Annotated in this window: 20 protein-coding genes and 2 pseudogenes; 20 read left to right on the forward strand and 2 right to left on the reverse strand. The window is 34.2% G+C overall.

The window, feature by feature from the left end; genetic code table 11:
* The first annotated feature begins 659 nt into the window (after window positions 1–659).
* The 13 genes from COO03_RS27985 (at window position 660) to COO03_RS25925 (ending at window position 10,761) form a co-directional block, all read left to right on the forward strand.
* Window positions 660–1,103: a hypothetical protein gene (locus COO03_RS27985; RefSeq protein ID WP_097899803.1), complete on the forward strand. Its 444-nt coding sequence runs from the start codon at window positions 660–662 to the stop codon at window positions 1,101–1,103.
* A 34-nt stretch (window positions 1,104–1,137) separates the two neighbouring features.
* Window positions 1,138–1,656 (forward strand): SecY-interacting protein Syd, encoded by a 519-nt coding sequence (locus COO03_RS25865; protein WP_097899804.1) that lies wholly within the window; start codon window positions 1,138–1,140, stop codon window positions 1,654–1,656.
* Between the two features lie 27 nt (window positions 1,657–1,683).
* Window positions 1,684–2,373, forward strand: coding sequence for an SMI1/KNR4 family protein (locus COO03_RS25870; RefSeq protein WP_097899805.1), 690 nt, complete (start codon window positions 1,684–1,686; stop codon window positions 2,371–2,373).
* Between the two features lie 65 nt (window positions 2,374–2,438).
* Window positions 2,439–2,831 (forward strand): immunity 22 family protein, encoded by a 393-nt coding sequence (locus COO03_RS25875; RefSeq protein WP_097899806.1) that lies wholly within the window; start codon window positions 2,439–2,441, stop codon window positions 2,829–2,831.
* A 21-nt stretch (window positions 2,832–2,852) separates the two neighbouring features.
* Complete coding sequence (locus COO03_RS25880) at window positions 2,853–3,563, forward strand: endonuclease V (RefSeq protein WP_097899807.1); 711 nt, start codon at window positions 2,853–2,855, stop codon at window positions 3,561–3,563.
* 328 nt (window positions 3,564–3,891) lie between these two features.
* The gene (locus tag COO03_RS25890) at window positions 3,892–4,239 is read left to right on the forward strand and encodes a hypothetical protein (RefSeq protein ID WP_097899809.1); all 348 of its coding nucleotides are present in this window, start codon (window positions 3,892–3,894) and stop codon (window positions 4,237–4,239) included.
* 176 nt (window positions 4,240–4,415) lie between these two features.
* The gene (locus tag COO03_RS25895; RefSeq protein ID WP_097899810.1) at window positions 4,416–4,607 is read left to right on the forward strand and encodes a DUF378 domain-containing protein; all 192 of its coding nucleotides are present in this window, start codon (window positions 4,416–4,418) and stop codon (window positions 4,605–4,607) included.
* 205 nt (window positions 4,608–4,812) lie between these two features.
* Entirely contained in the window at window positions 4,813–5,895 is a 1,083-nt protein-coding gene (serC, locus tag COO03_RS25900) for a 3-phosphoserine/phosphohydroxythreonine transaminase (protein ID WP_097899811.1), read from the forward strand.
* Window positions 5,896–5,907: 12 nt separating this feature from the next.
* The gene (locus COO03_RS25905) at window positions 5,908–7,080 is read left to right on the forward strand and encodes a 3-phosphoglycerate dehydrogenase family protein (RefSeq protein ID WP_097899812.1); all 1,173 of its coding nucleotides are present in this window, start codon (window positions 5,908–5,910) and stop codon (window positions 7,078–7,080) included.
* Between the two features lie 13 nt (window positions 7,081–7,093).
* On the forward strand, window positions 7,094–8,341 hold the full coding sequence (locus COO03_RS25910; protein ID WP_097899813.1) for a DUF1015 domain-containing protein: 1,248 nt from the start codon (window positions 7,094–7,096) through the stop codon (window positions 8,339–8,341).
* A 349-nt stretch (window positions 8,342–8,690) separates the two neighbouring features.
* A complete protein-coding gene (locus COO03_RS25915; protein WP_097899814.1) occupies window positions 8,691–9,464 on the forward strand; it encodes a GNAT family N-acetyltransferase in 774 nt (257 codons plus the stop codon).
* Window positions 9,465–9,684: 220 nt separating this feature from the next.
* Complete coding sequence (locus COO03_RS25920; RefSeq protein WP_097899815.1) at window positions 9,685–10,188, forward strand: GNAT family N-acetyltransferase; 504 nt, start codon at window positions 9,685–9,687, stop codon at window positions 10,186–10,188.
* A 351-nt stretch (window positions 10,189–10,539) separates the two neighbouring features.
* Entirely contained in the window at window positions 10,540–10,761 is a 222-nt protein-coding gene (locus tag COO03_RS25925; RefSeq protein WP_097899816.1) for a hypothetical protein, read from the forward strand.
* A 94-nt stretch (window positions 10,762–10,855) separates the two neighbouring features.
* On the opposite strand, the gene COO03_RS25930 is transcribed toward COO03_RS25925, so the two are convergent.
* On the reverse strand, window positions 10,856–11,227 hold the full coding sequence (locus tag COO03_RS25930) for a YrdB family protein (protein WP_230322470.1): 372 nt from the start codon (window positions 11,225–11,227) through the stop codon (window positions 10,856–10,858).
* A gap of 165 nt (window positions 11,228–11,392) precedes the next feature.
* On the opposite strand from COO03_RS25930, the gene COO03_RS25935 reads away from it, so the two are divergent.
* The 6 genes and pseudogenes from COO03_RS25935 to COO03_RS25960 all read left to right on the forward strand — a co-directional run.
* Entirely contained in the window at window positions 11,393–12,064 is a 672-nt protein-coding gene (locus COO03_RS25935) for a response regulator transcription factor (protein WP_097899818.1), read from the forward strand.
* A 1-nt stretch (window position 12,065) separates the two neighbouring features.
* Window positions 12,066–13,442, forward strand: a complete 1,377-nt coding sequence (locus tag COO03_RS25940) for a sensor histidine kinase (RefSeq protein WP_097899819.1) — start codon at window positions 12,066–12,068, stop codon at window positions 13,440–13,442.
* A 112-nt stretch (window positions 13,443–13,554) separates the two neighbouring features.
* Window positions 13,555–14,619 carry an ABC transporter permease gene (locus COO03_RS25945; protein WP_097899820.1) on the forward strand — a complete coding sequence of 355 codons (1,065 nt, stop codon included), beginning with the start codon at window positions 13,555–13,557 and terminating at the stop codon, window positions 14,617–14,619.
* Complete coding sequence (locus COO03_RS25950) at window positions 14,619–15,290, forward strand: ABC transporter ATP-binding protein (RefSeq protein WP_097899821.1); 672 nt, start codon at window positions 14,619–14,621, stop codon at window positions 15,288–15,290. Before COO03_RS25945 ends, COO03_RS25950 begins: the two co-directional genes overlap by 1 nt.
* A 129-nt stretch (window positions 15,291–15,419) precedes the next feature.
* Window positions 15,420–15,767 carry a DUF4260 domain-containing protein gene (locus COO03_RS25955; protein ID WP_097899822.1) on the forward strand — a complete coding sequence of 116 codons (348 nt, stop codon included), beginning with the start codon at window positions 15,420–15,422 and terminating at the stop codon, window positions 15,765–15,767.
* Between the two features lie 37 nt (window positions 15,768–15,804).
* Window positions 15,805–15,972: pseudogene (locus COO03_RS25960) on the forward strand (DUF4073 domain-containing protein); the annotation flags it as partial.
* Here COO03_RS25960 and COO03_RS27990 read toward each other — a convergent pair.
* Window positions 15,944–16,039 (reverse strand): annotated as a pseudogene (locus tag COO03_RS27990) (VOC family protein); the annotation flags it as partial. The pseudogenes COO03_RS25960 and COO03_RS27990 overlap by 29 nt on opposite strands.
* A 114-nt stretch (window positions 16,040–16,153) precedes the next feature.
* Between COO03_RS27990 and COO03_RS25965 the strand changes: the two are divergent.
* Window positions 16,154–18,463 (forward strand): AAA domain-containing protein, encoded by a 2,310-nt coding sequence (locus COO03_RS25965; protein ID WP_141523126.1) that lies wholly within the window; start codon window positions 16,154–16,156, stop codon window positions 18,461–18,463.
* Window positions 18,464–18,579 lie beyond the last annotated feature (116 nt).

Below are 18,579 nucleotides of genomic sequence, written 5' to 3' on the forward strand. Positions count from 1 at the left end.
TCTAAGAGTTTTTTCCTAAGATGAAATGAATAAAAATTGCGGAAAATTAATCCTTGAAAGAGATGAAGCACACATATAAAGAGCCTGCCACATTGCCATCAAACTCAGAAATCTATTGTTCTCCAAAACGAAAAAAATAAACTGAATTCCCATGGATACCTATGAAAAAAAGAAGTTTTCGTTTTGGAGGCACTTCAAAATGTTAGCTTGATAGCGATGGGGTACCGCCAACCAAATGACATAAACCTCACGCTAATACATGTTATGGAAGTGGAAAATTAAATTTTCCCTCGCTAGAGGTTTAGCCGAGATACGTGTAAAAGGAGTTTGTGTAGCAATGGAACAAACCCCTTTCTACGCTCTTAGATACCAGAAAATTCAAATTTGTTCAAATGGTGTTCGAGGGATATTAGTGTGACATTCTTGAATCGCTACATCTAACCTTTAAAGGGTGCAAATAATTTTATAAATTTACAATTTCTTAATGATTAAAAAACTAAACATTTACAAGTTTTTTATTTTTATACAAAACTTAATAAAAATGCTTTTCTTATAAAACGACAGTATACCATAATCAAATTATGGAATGTTATAATTTAGGGAAATATAGTTTCATGGTCTTACTATATGAATGAGAATTCAAATAGAGAGGTGAGTACATGACGAATTGCTATTTTGAGTTTCTAATACACAAAGAAGCTTACTTTCATAAACTAAGAGAATGTTTTTATAAACTGAAGGAAGAGAAAGAAAAGGAGATGATAGATTCCAGTGATTCTATGTGGTTAGAGTATTTTGATGAAGATGTATTAAAACAGTTTTGGTGGCCGACTGAAGAAGAATTACATAACCACTGGATTTTATGGGAACAAACCCCTGTTGAAGAACGTTTAAGGGAACCTAAGCTTGAAACCCCATGGGATTTTGAATCTATGATTGATACATTTGCTTGTGGGGAATATGAACTAGTCTTTTGTGAAAAGGTATCGAACAATATTGGAAGAATTGAATTTTATCCCAATGCATGGCCATATGGAGGCAGCGATGTGTTTAGAGCGTTGATTGAGTATAGTGGATTCAAAATTATTGATGAGAGTGCATAAGTAGAGAATAAATAATGGTTTGGGAGAAGTAAAAATGAAAGAAGAAATGAAGCAGTATTTTCATAAATTACTTAAGGAATGGAAAGACTATAATCATTCATTACCAAAATCTGTGTGGATAGAAGAAGCAGAGTCCTTTATATATGAAGGGGAACCAGATACAGAGGGATATATCTTTTGGAAGCCTGTAGAAAAAGATGTAATTCATGATTTTTCTGATACAGAAAAGAAATTAGCAGTACAATTACATCATTCGATTAAAGAATACTATAATTCTTACTGGTTTTTTGATTTAGCTGGTAGTTATTTAGAGTATGGAATTGAGCTAAACCCTGTTATACCAGGAATTGAAGTTCGAGACTTTTATACCTCTTTACAAGGTTATAAAGAAGCGCACCATAATGAGTTAAAGAATATTCCTATAGGTATAGAGTCTAATGGGCTTTTGGTAGTTGTAGATAATGAAAATGGACAAGTGAAGATAGAAGATTATGAAAGAGGGAGCTTTGAAGTTATTAGTAAGAGTTTAGCAGAACTCATTTCAATGCTTTAAATGTAGAAATGAAAGGGGGATGGTTATATGGAACAAAAACTTGCATTTCTAAGAAAATATAAAAGAAATGTAAAGCTTCAATTAATAGATAAAATACATAATAAAGCCATACCTAGTATTTGGTATGGAATTTTTAAAGAACACGATAGAAATAAGAGAATAAAAATGGTTTTAGAGATTTGGAGAACATACGTAGGGAAAGAATTAAGAAACACAATCTCATATTTGGAAGCGCACCTTTTCAATGTGGAGTTAATAGAAAATAACGGTATGTATTCGATGTTATATACACTGGAGACGCCGGATGGTGAGATAGCATATTATGAAGCAGGAAATCCTATGGATAGATTTCATAATAAAGTGCTAGAAGTTTCATGGGGTAGAATTCCCATTTCAGTTCGAGAATTTTATGAAAAAGTTCATAATGGATTTTATTATTATGCGAGCGGTGCTATGGGATTAGTGTCTTTGGAATGTGTTACTTATTTTGATGATGATGAGTGGGGAATTATTGAAGAGTTAGAGGAGCCCTTACAAATTGATTTGAAAACAACTTTTGGATTTTTTAAAAGTGGAATGGGCGGTTATGTAGCCATTGACTATAGCAATTGCAAATATGATAAAGCTACATTATGGTTTACAAACGATCAGCCAGAATATAATGTTGATTTCTGGAATGTAGTAGATGAATGGATCGTGATTGGTTTTGAAGTATAGTATGTAAAAGGTTTAAGAATAATTTTTGTGTGCTGAAAAATTATAGATGAATGGAGTTTGTATGCATGGAAAAAGAAGGTGTGGTCTCATTATGGCTAGGAAATATGGAGTCTCAAGATTTTTTAGAAGATTATTTCAGCATAAAATATACAGATGATGGTGATTCCATACCATCACCATTTATAAAAGAATTTTATATTTGTATGTATGATATTGATGAGGACTTTATTGAAAAAGAGTTTTATTTAGAACGAAGTGATAATCTAGAAGCCTTACTAGCAGGGTGTTCTTATGAAGAAGTTGTGATACCACAGATGAAAAGATTGGCTTCGAATATACTAGAGATGAAATACAATACAATTATTATGATATATAACTATGAATATAGTGGTGAAATAACAAATAAAAATGAAAATCTTTATACAATGAGATACATAGGAACAGTTTCATATAAATGATAATAAAAAGAGGATGAGAACATGGAAGTTAGAGAAGTACATCCGTTTCATTTAAAAACAGAAGAGGAATTTTCTGAAGTTCAAGATAGCTTAGTGAGTCAAATTGAATTGAAAAATAACTTTCACTTAGAAGATGTGAGATTAATAGCTGGAGTAGATTTAGCTTATTGGGAAAAAGAAGATAAGCACTATGGGGCTTGTTGTATCGTGGTTATTCATTATCATACGAAGGAAGTAGTGGAGAAAGTCTATAGTTATGGTGAAGTAACGGTGCCGTATATACCAGGTTTTTTAGCGTTTCGTGAGTTACCTTTAGTAATAGAGGCAACCAAAAAGCTTACTTCTGATCCAGATATATTTATGTTCGATGGAAATGGTTATTTACACTATAAACATATGGGGATCGCGACACATGCTTCTTTTTTCTTACATAAGCCTACAATCGGTGTAGCGAAAAGTTATCTTAAGATTAAAGATGTTGATTTTAATATGCCAGAGAATAAGGCGTTTGCTTTTAGCGATATTATTATCGATGAAGAGGTATATGGAAGAGCTCTAAGAACGAAAGAGAATGTAAAACCGATTTTTGTCTCTTGCGGAAACAATATAGTTTTAGATACGAGTATTCAAATTGTATCGGATTTAATTGGAAAGGAAAGTAGATTACCAATTCCAGTTAGATTAGCAGATTTAGAAACACATAAGGTAAGAAGAGACAAGAGCGAAAAATGAAGGATTATATTCATCAGTATACATATAAACTGAAAACCTCATTTCTGTTTAGATGGACAAGAGCATCTGGCCATGCATAGAAGCGGTCAGGGATTTTTTCTGCCACATGCAAGGGTGAAAACAAAGGGAGAAAGCGAGTGCAGGTCATGTTTTCTTTTGTATAGCAGCCACTTATATGTTGAAAAATTAAAATGGATTATCAATATAAAAAAGGATAGGGGAACTATCCTTTTTTGTTTTCGTTCGACAAAAAAAGACAATGTAGAGGAGCCTTGTTTGTTATGATGTTTTTTGGAATCGTACACTTTTTATAGGGGGAACTAACAGCATGAAGAAACGAAGACCGGAACTCATTACGGGACTAATCGGTTCTATAATAGGAACAGTAATGGGGGGAGCAATATTTGTTATATATGGTTTTATTATGGCCATTCATAATGCGATAACATGGTCACTTATAATACCGTTCCTCATTTTTATTCTCCAAATTGTAGCTATTGTTTTAAGCTGCAGTGTCAATAAAATGAATCATAAGCTATACGGAGGATTGATGATTGCTATTGGTGTTATTACGATAGTTGGATCGGTTTTATTTTTATATATACCGGCCATTTTATATATAGTTTCTGGCGGGATGGCTTTTAGAAAATTAAGAGATCCTTCACAAACAACATGATAGTACGAATTATAACTTACACATGCGTATCAATTTTACAGTAAAGAAGCTGAGGCAGTGATTAAGGACTGATATAAAAAAATAAATTTAATTAAAAAATAAGCAAGTTTTGGAATTCGTTACATATATTTTAGTGAAAGGCCTTTCACCATTTTATCACCTAGGGGGCAATCATAATGAAATTTTTGTCTTACCTTACAATAATTTTGGTGATTCTTGGCGGTTTGAATTGGTTGTTTGTGGCGTTTGATTATAATGTGGTCGAAAAGCTATTTGGTTCTACACCAGCTCTCGTTGATACTGTTTATTGGCTTTTTGGTCTTTCTGCTCTTTATCAAATTTATGATCGGTTCTTTGCGAACAGTTAATTCCTATATATATGATTAGGGTGTTAAGCGAGATAAAATGCTTAACACTCTTTTTGCATGTTTATAAATAAAACTGTATTTGCAAACGGTTCCATTGCGTCTTACACCGTAATAAAGCGAAACAAATTGACCGTATATTTTATATGGTGTATAATTCAGAAAGTTTAAAAATTAATAAATATAGAAATAGGGGGTCATACGGGTGATGGAGAGAGTTTATAATTTTTCAGCGGGACCATCTATACTCCCTTTGCCAGTTTTAGAAAAAGTGCAAAAGGAGCTTTTGAATTATAATGGGACAGGCATGTCCATAATGGAAATGAGTCACCGATCTTCGCATTTTCAAAATATTATAGAAGAAGCAAGTAGTTTGCTTCGTGAATTGATGCACATTCCTGATAACTATGATGTTTTATTTTTACAAGGAGGAGCATCCTTACAGTTTTCAATGGTTCCACTGAATGTAATGAATGAACATAAAAGGGCTGGATATGTACTTACGGGCTCATGGTCTAAGAAGGCATTGCAAGAGGCAGAGAAAGTAGGAGAAATCAAAGTCATTGCTTCTTCTGAGCAAGAAAAATTTACAACCATTCCCCGTATAGATACTTCAATGATTCATCCGGAGCTAGATTATATACATATTACAACGAATAATACAATTGAAGGAACAAAATATGTGGAACTGCCGCAATTAGAAACAATTCCACTTGTCGCTGACATGTCATCGAATATTTTATCGGAAGAATATGATGTTGAGAAGTTTGGTTTAATCTATGCGGGAGCGCAAAAGAATTTAGGACCAGCAGGATTAACAATTGCGATTATCAAAAAGGATTTAATAGGTAAAGCGAATGCTTCTTGTCCGGTTATGCTAAACTATGAAACTTATAGTAAAAACAATTCCTTATATAATACACCGCCATCTTTTAGTATTTATGTGACGAAGCTTGTGTTAGAGTGGCTGAAAGAGCAAGGCGGAGTACCTGCAATTGAAGAACAAAATAGAAAGAAAGCATCACTTCTTTATCGTTTCTTGGATGAATCGGAATTATTTACTTCACCAGTGGATCCTAAGTATCGTTCCCTTATGAATATTCCATTTACAACACCATCAGAAGAGCTAAATGAACAATTTTTACAAAGGGCTAAGGCACTTGGGCTTGTCACATTAAAAGGGCATCGTTCAGTCGGCGGTATGCGCGCTAGTATTTATAATGCTATGCCGATAGAAGGCGTTCAAAAATTAGTAGATTATATGAAGGACTTTGAGCTAGAGAATAGATAGGGAGATGGAGCTATGTTTCGCGTTCAAACGTTAAATCAGATTGCTGAAAAAGGGTTACAAATTTTTGGAGCAGATCAATATAAAGTAGGCGAAGGAGTAGAGCATCCAGACGGGATTTTATTGCGCAGCTATTCTTTACATCAAGAAGAGTTTTCAAAGGATTTAAAGGCAATTGCAAGAGCTGGAGCGGGTGTAAATAATATCCCTGTAGAGCGCTGTACGGAAAAAGGAATTGTTGTATTTAATACACCAGGCGCAAATGCAAATGCGGTAAAGGAATTGATCATTGCGAGTCTGATTATGTCTTCTCGTAATATTATAAATGGAGTTGGCTGGACAAAGGGATTAGAAGGTGAAGAAGTCCCACAACTTGTTGAAGCAGGGAAAAAGCAATTCGTTGGATCAGAGATTGCTGGAAAGCGCTTAGGGATTATTGGGCTAGGTGCAATTGGCGCACTTGTCGCAAATGATGCGTTATCTCTTGGAATGGATGTTGTAGGTTATGACCCATACGTATCAGTTGAAACAGCATGGCGTCTATCTACACAGGTACAACGTGCGTTTAGCTTAGATGAAATCTTTGCAACATGCGATTATATTACGCTACATATTCCACTCACAGATCAAACAAGAGGGATTATTGGAGAGCATGCGATCCAAACGATGAAAAAAGGTGTGCGCCTATTTAACTTTTCAAGGGGAGAACTTGTGGACGAAGTGGTTTTAGAAAAAGCATTAGAGGAAGAAATCATTAGTCATTATGTAACAGACTTTCCGAATGAAAATGTAATAAAAATGAAGAATGTAACGGCAACACCACATCTTGGGGCTTCTACATATGAGTCTGAAGAAAATTGCGCTGTGATGGCAGCACGCCAATTGCGAGACTATTTAGAAACAGGAAACATCCGTAATTCAGTAAACTATCCGAATGTAGAACTCCCTTATGTCGGAAAAAAACGCATTACCATTATGCATCAAAACGTTCCTAACATGGTAGGACAAATTTCAAGGTGCCTAGCGGAGCATCACATCAATATTGCGGACATGATTAACCGCAGTAAAAACTTTTGGGCCTATACGATGATTGATATTGATAATGGGATTGATGATATAATAAAAGAAAATGTTGTTGAAAATATAAGACAAATCACAGGCGTTGTAGCCGTTCGAATGATTGTGTAAAGGAGAGAGAAACTTGGCAACAATTCGACCATTTCGAGCCATTCGTCCAGTAGCAGACAAAGCTGCGCAAGTTGCAGCGTTACCATACGATGTATTAAATAGTGAAGAAGCAAGAGAAGTTGCAAAAGGGAATCCATATTCGTTTTTACATGTTGATAAAGCAGAAATTGACTTAGATCCAGCTGTTTCACCATATGATAATCGTGTATATGAAAAGGCAAATGAAAACTTACAACGCTTAATAAACGAAGAAGTACTGATTCAAGATGAAGAGCCGTGTTTTTATATTTATCAACTGACGATGCAAGGGAGAACTCAGTCTGGAATTGTTGTTTGTACATCAATCGATGAGTATACCGATAATACAATTAAAAAGCATGAGCGAACTCGTCATGAAAAAGAACAAGATCGCATTCGTCATGTAGATGTATGTAATGCCAATACTGGGCCCATTTTTTTAACATACCGTACGAAAGAAACCATAACAAAGTTAATTGTAAATTGGCAAGAGAATCACGCGCCAATTTATCAATTTACTGCGGATGACGGTGTGGAGCATGTAATCTGGAAGATTGCAGAAAGCGATGTAGTTTCTGCATTGGTAGAATCATTTGAAGAGATTCCTTCCTTATATATCGCGGACGGACATCATCGTTCAGCATCTGCTGTAAAAGTAGGACTCATGCGTAGGGAACAATATCCGAACTATACAGGAGAAGAAGAATTTAATTTCTTTTTATCTGTTTTATTCCCTCATGATGAACTATCGATTTGGGATTACAATCGTGTTGTGAAAGATTTAAATGGTCTATCTGAAGAACAATTTTTACAGCAAATCTCGCAATACTTTTATGTGGAAAAGGCAGGTGTATCTCCATATAAACCAACTGAACCAAAATCATTTTGTATGTATTTGGATCATCTATGGTACAAACTAACTGTGAAAAAAGAAACATTTGATGTTCATGATGTTGTAAAACGGTTAGATGTATCTATTTTACAAGATCATCTGTTAAGCCAAGTGCTACAAATTCACGATCCACGTGCAGATGCACGGATTGATTTCGTCGGTGGAATTCGAGGTTTAGAGGAACTAGAGCGTCTTGTAAATCGTGGTGACTATAAGGTAGCGTTCGCATTATATCCAACATCAATGGAGGATTTATTAATGATTGCGGATGCGGGAGAAGTTATGCCACCGAAGTCAACTTGGTTTGAACCGAAGCTTCGTAGCGGACTGATTATACATTCTTTAGAATAGATAAAAAGACAGCATACTTTGTAAAGACAAGTGAATGGACTTTCTTATTACAAGAATAGTAAAGTGTCTTTCATGTTACACATTATATTAATTTAAGTACATCACTTATAAATCGTGGTGTACTTTTTTGTTTGTAAGACCTCTTAATGAACTCATTTACTACAATAACAACTAAACGACAATACAAAATGGGTGACTAATCATTTTGTATTGGTTAAGTAATGGAAAGTTTAAATTTCCTCTATCTCTTATTAATAATGAGCAGTTTAGTTTTATAAAGTTTATATATCTAAAATATGATAAAATAGTATTGATGTAAAATTATAAATTTTTAGAAAGAAGGAATTGAATGATTTATGAAGCAGATAACAATGTAAGGAAAAAGTTAGTATCTATGTTTGAAAATATTGATAGTACTATTGTCCTTTCATATCTCCAAGGACATATGGGAAATGCTTGGGTAGACAACCTTGAGAATCCAACTGTGGCTCAAATAACTGTCGGGATTTTTGTATTTTATGCTGGAAATCCCGACATAGAGGAAGCTGAAGAATTACTTCATAATCTTCCTGATTTTACTCTTGCAATTGTTGATTCGGATGAATGGAAAAATCGGATAGAGACTGTTCACAAAGGATCAATTGAGAAATTTCAGCGATTTAGATTTAAAAAGAACCCTGAGGATTTAGATAGGGTACACATACAGGAACTACTGTCTGCATTACCTGAAGAATACGAAATTAAAAGAATCGATAAAAACATAGCAAAAGCCTCGTCATTCCATGAACTTTCAGAGGACTTTATAAGTCAGTTTGATTCTATTGATGATTTTATTGATAGAGGAGTAGGTTATGCTATTTTAAATAAAGGGCAAGTTGTTTCTGCAGCAACATCATTTAGCATATATGATGATGGAATCGAGATTGAAGTTGCTAGTCACCCTAACCATAGAAGAAAAGGTTTAGCAACCATTGTAGCCTCTGCATTGATATTAGATTGTCTAGATAAAGGAAAATACCCTAGTTGGGATGGAGCTAATTCTGAATCTGTTGAACTAGCGAAAAAGCTGGGATACACTTTTAAGGAATCATATGATACTTATTTTATTGATCATAAAAATTGATTAAAAACTATACATTTTATTCATTTCTTTAAGTCTATTAAAATATCAAAAATACCTGTCTTTTAATTGAAAACAGGTATTTTTCTATATTTAAACACTACTATTGAATGTATGAAGCACTACACTACATTTAAAAACGAATAAAGTTGTTTAATTTTATGCTCCTTCAATTAGTGATAATATACAATTATATATTGAGTGAACAAAAGGGGGAAAAGTAATGCAAAATCTAGAAATAAAAGAGATTAAACTACTTGATGAAGATATTGAAGAGCTTTCTGAACTTTTGAAAACCGTAGTAGATGATGGAGCGTCAATAGGCTTTTTACCTCCACTAGAACAAGAAGAAGCGACAAAGTATTGGCAAACTGTCTTAGCACCAGAGGTGATATTGTTTATTGCCAAAAGAAACAATAAAGTGGCGGGCAGTGTTCAATTGCATTTAATCACAAAGCCAAATGGAAGCCACAGAGCTGAAATTTGCAAGTTAATGACTCATCCAAACTTTAGACGTAATGGTATTGGACGCTCTCTTATGCAAAAAGCAGAAGAAAGAGCAAAACAAGAAAGCAGGTCTCTTTTAGTATTAGATACTAGAGAAGGAGATCCTTCCAATAGATTGTACAAGTCATTAGACTATCAAGAATCTGGCAAAATACCGGGGTATGCAATTTCTCCGAATGGTGAATTAGATGCAACGGTTATTTATTATAAATTTATTTAGTTTTTTATTTGAAACGAGAGATAGTTTTTAAACGACATTATTGGTATTATTTCTGTGATGAATAATTGCAAGTAAGTGAATAATAAACAACTATTTTAACACCGTTTGTATTTTTCAGACGGTGTTATGTGTATGTATGGCCTCAGAATTAAACGACTATTTTATCATTTATCACTAAAGACTTTGAAATTCCTGTAATTAAGCAAGCTTTGAATAATTTAGGAAAGGATTTTGAGTGACAACTTAAAAATGAAAAATTATCCTTAGATGACGTTCTTTGCGCAACTGCTAAAATAGTGTCCGATCTAAAAAATCCTCATATTGGTGCTTCAGGGCAAGAAGTTGAAAAGTATGATTGTAATGTTCAGGTGGTGGATAGAAGGTGATTTTAGTTCTTGCCAAAAAGAAGATCTAAATATTTTGGAAGTTATAACAGAGAAAAAAAACTACAGCTCATATACAGGTGGTATTTATGTAAATAGAAACAATCAATTGGAAGATATTTTAAAGGCTTCGGAATATATTCAAAAAATAGTTGCGTTACCGAAAAAGGAACATGCGTACTCTTTATAATTATGTAGAAAGCAAAAAAGAGGAGCAATTTTGCTCCTCTTTTTTTATGGTTTTACATCTAAGTTTTGTAAAAATAATGTTACGTGCTGTCTTTTTATTTGAATGATTGCTCTACTAGCCATCTAATACGTTGAATGGAAGCGGTATAATGTATAATGATGAAAAAGAGGAAAATGTAACTATACATTTTGGAACAGCTGAAAAATAATGCTAAAAAACCTGCAAAAAATATTACGCATTCAATGATTAATCTTGAAATGCCATTTACAGCTACTGGTGCCTTTCCGTTTCTGCTAGGATCGTTAGGGACAGCAAAAGTCCCCCAGGTTACCATTACTACAATAGGTAGTGAAAAGGACAGAATGATTTTTGCAAATCCATGAAAATGCGTCCAAAAGAAGAAACCGATTGCAAATAATGCTATCAATTCGAGAGAAAAGCGTAGTAGTAAATTGAGAGGATTCATTGGATATATTTCCTTTCGTTAAGTTTTTAAATTCGTATTATTCAGTCTAATTATATAGTGTTTTAGTGCGAAAAGTATGATAAAAATCTTCTTTTTCTTGCAAAAAATACAATTGTTTCTTAATGTAATGGTATAGAAGGATAACCAAGGAAGGATTTAACGAATATGATACATATTTTATTAGCAGATGATGATCAACATATTAGGGAATTACTACATTACCACATAGAAAAGGAAGGATTTAAAGTTTTTGAAGCTGAGGATGGAAAGGTAGCACAATCCATATTAGAAAAAGAAAACATTCACCTTGCCGTTGTTGATATCATGATGCCATTTGTTGACGGATATACTTTATGCGAAGAAATTAGAAAATATCATGATATACCAGTTATTTTATTAACTGCCAAAGATCAATTGGTAGATAAAGAAAAAGGGTTTATTTCAGGGACAGATGATTATATTGTGAAGCCATTCGAACCAGCAGAAGTAATCTTCCGTATGAAAGCTTTGCTTCGTCGTTATCAAATGCTGAGTGCGGACGTTATCACGCTGCACGGGACAACGATTGATAGAAAAAGCTTTGAGGTAAAATGTAATGATCAAACAATTTTACTGCCGTTAAAGGAATTTGAACTATTATCACAACTTGCAGGTTATCCTGGAAGAACGTTCTCAAGGGAAGAGTTGATTGAACTTGTTTGGGGAATGGATTTTGAAGGGGATGAACGTACAGTCGATGTTCATATTAAACGTCTTCGAGATCGTTTTTCAAAACGAACAGATGATTTTCAAATTAAAACGGTGCGCGGACTTGGCTATAAGTTGGAGTTGAAATAAGATGAAGTCACTGTATTCTAGATTTGTATTGATTTCAATAGGAATTATGCTGGTTAGTAGTATAATTGGCTTTTTATTTACAAATGTCTATTATCAGGTGAAATTAAAACCGTATAATAGTGAAAAGATTTTACGTTATGCGGATGAAGTCAAAAATTTATATGAAAAACAGGATGAGGAAAATCGGGATGCTTATTTACATTCTATTGCGAATTTAGGTTATGAGATTTATGTAGTAGATGATCAAAAACATGGAAAACGTTTTGGAAATGCCTTTCGTACGATAAAGATTAGTGATGCTACAATTGAAGAAGTATTGCAAGGAAAAACATACAATGGTGTTTCTACCTATCCAACTCGCTTATTTATAACTGGCTTTTTTGATAATGAATTAATTAATAGTGTTGGGGTTCCGCTGAAAAATGGTGATAAGCAATATGCCTTATTTATTCGTCCTGATATACAGCAGCAATTCGGTGAAATGAGAATTTTCTTAGCAGTATTGCTTGTGTTTATTGTTATATTAAGTATCATTTTTATTGCAATTGCAGCGCGTTATATCGTTCGTCCGATTCGCATATTTACAAAAGCAACTCAAAAGATTGCGAATGGTGAATACGATATTGAATTAGAAGAAGGGCGAAAAGATGAGATTGGAATATTATCTACGAGTTTCAAAAAAATGACAAAAAGTATAAAAGAATTAGATCAAATGAGACAAGAGTTTGTTTCCAACGTGTCGCATGAATTTCAATCTCCACTTTCCTCGATTCAAGGTTTTTCTAAAACTCTACAGTCAGAAAAGATGACAGAAGAGGAAAGAAAACGTTATTTACAAATTATTGAAGGTGAAAGCAAGCGAATGTCTAGTTTATGTAAACAGTTACTTACGCTTGCCTCCTTAGATAAAGAGGAGAAGGTCATTCAAATAAAAGAGTTTGATTTGCAAAAGCAAATTAAAGATGTCATTTTTATGTTGGAATGGAAATGGCGTGAAAAAGACATAGCAGTTGAATTTGATGTTCCTAACATAAATATAACAGGCGATGAAAATTTACTTCATCAAGTGTGGACAAATATATTTACAAATAGTATTAAGTTTACAGATAGTGGCGGAACGATTACATTTGCTGCCAGGGAATTAGAAATGAGTGTAGAGATTTCAATCTCAGATAGCGGGATTGGCATGGGACAAGAAGAGATGGATCGGATTTTTGATAGATTTTATAAGGTGGATACAGCAAGGGATCGTAATGTTGAAGGAAGTGGCTTAGGCTTATCCATTGTGAAGAAAATTGTTGAATTACATCAAGGGGAAATTTCAGTAGAGAGTACGAAAGGGCAAGGTACGACATTTCGAATTGAATTACCTAAATAATGAAGAGGCTGCTACAAAAGCAGTCTCTTTCTTTGTAATCTTTTATTCATATTCCGTTCATATTTCTTTTTTAAGCTTCATACATAGAAAGAAATAGGAAGGAGCGAATGAAATGTTTTTAGCTCTACGTGAATTAAAACAATCAAAGTTAAGATACGGGTTAATCGGGCTCATCATGATTTTATTATCATTTTTAGTCCTTGTGATTTCAGGATTAGCAAATGGCTTATCGCATGATAATGCATCATCAATTCAAAATATGGACGCAACAAAATTTGGATTAGCAAAAGATGCGGAAGATAAATTACTTCGTTCACAAATTAAGAAAGAAGATGTGGATGATGTAGTGGGGCAAGTAGATGCAAAAGATGCGGTACCATTTCATGTGAAAGTTTCCACCTATGAGAAGAAGGATAGTTCAAAAAAAGTTGATATAGCAATTTTTGCGAGCGAACGTGATACATTTTTAGAACCAAAGATTGTGCAAGGAAAAGCGTTAGGTACAGCGCAAGATGAAATGGTTGCTGATGAATCAATTAAAGAAAAAGGGGTAGACATTGGAGATACAATCATTGATCCCGTTTCTAAAAAAGAATTTAAAATAGTTGGATTTACGAAAGACCAAATGTTTAGTCATACACCGGTTGTCTATGTAAACCAAGATGTATGGGGAAAAATTGCGCAGCCAAATCAAAAAGATTATAGTGCAATTGCACTTCGTACTGATAAAGAAGTAAAAAATGCACATGTGCTAGAGAAAAAAGAAGTTCTTCAAAGTATTCCAGGATATAAAGAAGAACAAGGAACATTAACAATGATTATTGCGTTCTTGCTGGTGATTGCAGCTTTATTAATCGGTGTGTTCTTCTATGTCATTACATTACAAAAAACACAGCAATTAGGTGTACTAAAAGCAATTGGAACGAAAAATTCGTATTTAGCAAATACGTTAGTTGCGCAAGCATTATTCTTATCTGTTGTCGCGATGGTGATAAGCATTGTATTTGTAGAAGGTTTGCAAAGAATTTTGCCAGAAAGTATGCCGTTCTTAATAACAACAACAATGATTGGCCAATATGCAGGAATCTTTATTGTAATTAGCATACTAGGAACACTGATTTCCTTATATCAAGTATTAAAGGTGGATGCACTAGAAGCAATTGGAGGTGGCATGTAATGACATCACTATTGAAACTAGATGGAGTTAGTAAAGTATATGGAGAAGGGAACACAGAGGTAACCGCCCTTCATCCCATTTCACTTGATGTGAAGACTGGAGAATTTATCGGTATTGTGGGGCCTTCTGGTTCAGGGAAAAGTACATTATTATCGATTGCTGGAGCATTATTATCACCATCAAAAGGTAATATTTATATTGGTGAGCAAAATATTACCCATTTATCAGAAAAGCAAATGACAGATATTCGTTTAAGAAAAATCGGGTTCATTTTTCAATTTGCTAATCTTGTTCCCTATTTAAGTGTAAAAGAACAATTACAATACATTGCAAAATTAAAGAAAGAAGCCCGAAAAGAATCTGAAACGCGTGCGAATCACTTGCTAACAGTATTTGGACTATCTCAGAGAAAAAAACACTATCCACATCAGTTATCTGGTGGAGAAAGACAAAGGGTTGCGATTGCTCGTGCTTTTATGAATAATCCAGAGTTAATATTAGCAGATGAACCAACGGCAAGCCTTGATTCAAAACGTGGGCGAGAAGTTGTTGAAATGATGAAACGAGAAGTGAAAGAAAGTCAAAAAGCAGCGATTATGATTACGCATGATGAGAAAATTCTTGATGTATGTGACCGGGTATTAACGCTTAGAGACGGAAAATTAGTATAGATGATGGCAAAAAAGCACAGGATGGATTCCTGTGCTTTTTTGTACATGATAATTCGTTTAGTTTGATTTTGAGACTAAATGTTATAATAGTATTATTATTCTGTCATTTGTACAGGAGGAGGGTGAAGTGTGGAGAAGAAAATCATACATATGGAAGGGCTTATTGTTTTAGTCGCAAGCATATATATGTATTCATTATGTGATTTTAGTTGGTTTATATTTTTCTTACTGCTTTTAGCACCGGATGTTTCAATGCTTGCATATTTTCTGAATGATCAGGCCGGGGCCATGGTATATAATTTGTTTCACACGTATGTAGTTTCCATATTACTCATTTTAATAGGGATGTTTCTAAATTTAGATGTTATGCTGATGAGTGGCTTAATTTGGACAGCGCATATCGGAATGGATCGAATGTTTGGATATGGTCTTAAATATAAAACAGGTTTTAAAGATACTCACATTCAAAAGTTATAAGGTGAAGTTTATCCTATAATACAAAGTTGATTGATTAAATATTATTGTCGGTGCAACGGAGTATATGGAATATTCTATAGAAGGAAGAAACGAATGGCATACATATAATCCAGCAATACTTCCAAAACTTGAAGGGAATCAAACGGTATATGTACGTAATAAAGGGGAAATGAATTTACAGCCTGGATTAACACAACTTTTTCGTAAAATGAGATCGATGTTTCTAAGTTTGCAACCATGATTCCAACGTGTTCGATTCTTTTTACTGGCATGATGAATTCCTTCTTTCCGTAAATTTCATATGTATCATAATATTGAAAATTAAGAAAATAAGTAAGATAAAAATCTTGCTTATTTTATAGCGTTCTATGATATAGTGAGAAAGTATGTTTGGAGAGAAGGAAGGAGAAAACAGTATGAACACAACTTCGCAAACTCCTTCATTAACGGAAACAATGAAAGAGTGGCATCAAGCGTTAGCATATGAGATTAAACATTGGAAAACGATAGGCGGCAGTAAACTATCTATTATAAATGGACGTTTTTTATATACAGATTATGAAAGTACAGTGTATGTATTTCAGCTTATTTCTGAAGTGAGTTTACCGGATGGTACACCAATCCGAATTGAATTTGATGGTGAGGAAGCAACAGGAGAAGTGCTATCTGTACATGGATTAGAAATCGAATTGAAATTGAATGATTATATACAAGGCGAAATAAGAGAAGCCACTTTATATAGTGAACCATGGCAATTGTTAGAACAATTGCAAGAGCGTTTAAAAGAAGTGCGAAAAGATAAACAAAAGCGTCAGCGAGTAAAACGTCTCTTGGATGGAAAGAGTACGCCAAAGCATATGGAAAAGATGAAGAATCCGAAGAATGAACTTGCATATCGTTCATTTTATAATGGGGCGACATATGTTTGGGGACCACCAGGAACAGGAAAATCGTACAACTTATCACGCATTATTTCGGCGCATTATCAAAAAGGAAAATCAGTACTTGTGCTTGCTCATAGTAATGCAGCAGTTGACGTATTAATGAGTGAAGTAACAAAGCAAATCGAAAAGAAAGAAAAGTGGACACCAGGAGAAATTGTCCGTTATGGATTTAGTCAACATGAACATATACGTAATCATGAAACATTGTTAGCTTCTAGATTAGTAGAAACAACGAATGGTTCATGGGGAGAAGAAAAACTTTATTTAGAAGAAATGCGCCAAGATTTACGTCAAAAAATCTTGTCCTATAAAGCAACTGCTTCTGATAAAAAGCGTATGCAAGAAATTGAAGGCGATCTAAGGAAACAAAGGGCAAAAATTAAAGAAGTAGAAAGAGAATATATTGAAAATGCAAAAGTAATAGGTGCGACACTATCCAAATGCGCAATTGATTCTCTTATTTATGAACGGACATTTGATTTAATTGTTGTGGATGAAGTAAGTATGGCGTATGTACCCCAAATTGCGTTAGCGGCTTCTCTTGGAAAAAGAATTGTTATTTGCGGTGATTTTTTACAGTTGCCACCAATTGCGATGGCAAACCACGAGCTCGTTAGAAAGTGGTTAGGGGAAGATATATTTTATCATGCGGGGATTGTCCAATCTGTAAACAAGTGTGAGACACATCCGAATTTATTTATGCTGCAAGAACAAAGGCGTATGCATGCGGATATATCTAAATTTACAAACTCATTTATCTATAAAAATAGAGTGTTCGACCATCCTTCTGTTTCAGTGCGCCAAGAATTAGCGAAATTGCAGCCGTTTGCGAACGAAGCGACTGCCTTGTTTGATACAAGTTTGATGGGAGCATATTCTGTAAAAGATGCTGCCTCTGGCTCTCGTTTTAATATCATGTCAGGGCTAATTGCGGTGCAAATGATTTTAATTGGATTATTAGATGGGGTTCAATCGATTGGAGTTGTAACGCCATATCGTGCACAGTCCCGTTTCTTATCAACTTGTATAAGAGAACTGTTACAAAAAACAAAGTATCGAAATACACCTGTTCTAGCAGCAACGGTTCATAAATTTCAAGGGTCTGAACGAGACATGATGATATTTGATACAGTGGATAGTTATCCGCAGGAACGTCCGGGTGTATTATTCTTCGATCATAAGAATCACCGTCTTGTAAACGTTGCGGTAACAAGGGCAAGAGGGAAGTTCATTCAGTTATCAGACTGCCAGTATATGCGGAAAAATCTTTCTAGAAAACAAGCGTTATCTCACTTAACTTCTCACATAGAAAGACACGGAAATGTATATGATCGTACAACATCACGTCCATTGTTAGAGCGAAAGATTACAAAACGTCTGAGATGGTTTATGCAAATGAATTTGGAAGAACCGAAAGGATTGTTAAAAGATATCCTATCAGCAAAACAAAAAATTATTATTTCGCTTCCAATTACAAGGCAGGTAGATAAAAGAGTATGGCAGGCGTTAATGCGTACAGCGGCGCAGGTAACGATATATAGCGATGGACCAATTCCATTAAAAAATGTAAGGGCACAAAGGCAAAATAAATCGTTACCATTTTTATTAATTGATGATGAAATCTTTTGGGTAGGCGCTCCGTTAACATCTCAAATGATGTTTGAAGGAAGTCCAGAATTCCCTTATATATGTGCGAGATTACAGGCGCCTGAAACAATTGGTGTTTTAAAAGGATTTTTAGATATTCGTTAAAAACGGATATGAATTCCTTGACATTTAGTTGGAATAAAACTAGAATAAAAATAATTTAATATAATTTTATGAAAATAAAAATAATTTTCTTATCACGAGAGGTGGAGGGACTGGCC

The organism is Bacillus sp. AFS098217 (genome assembly GCF_002551815.1).
GTDB lineage: Bacteria > Bacillota > Bacilli > Bacillales > Bacillaceae_G > Bacillus_A.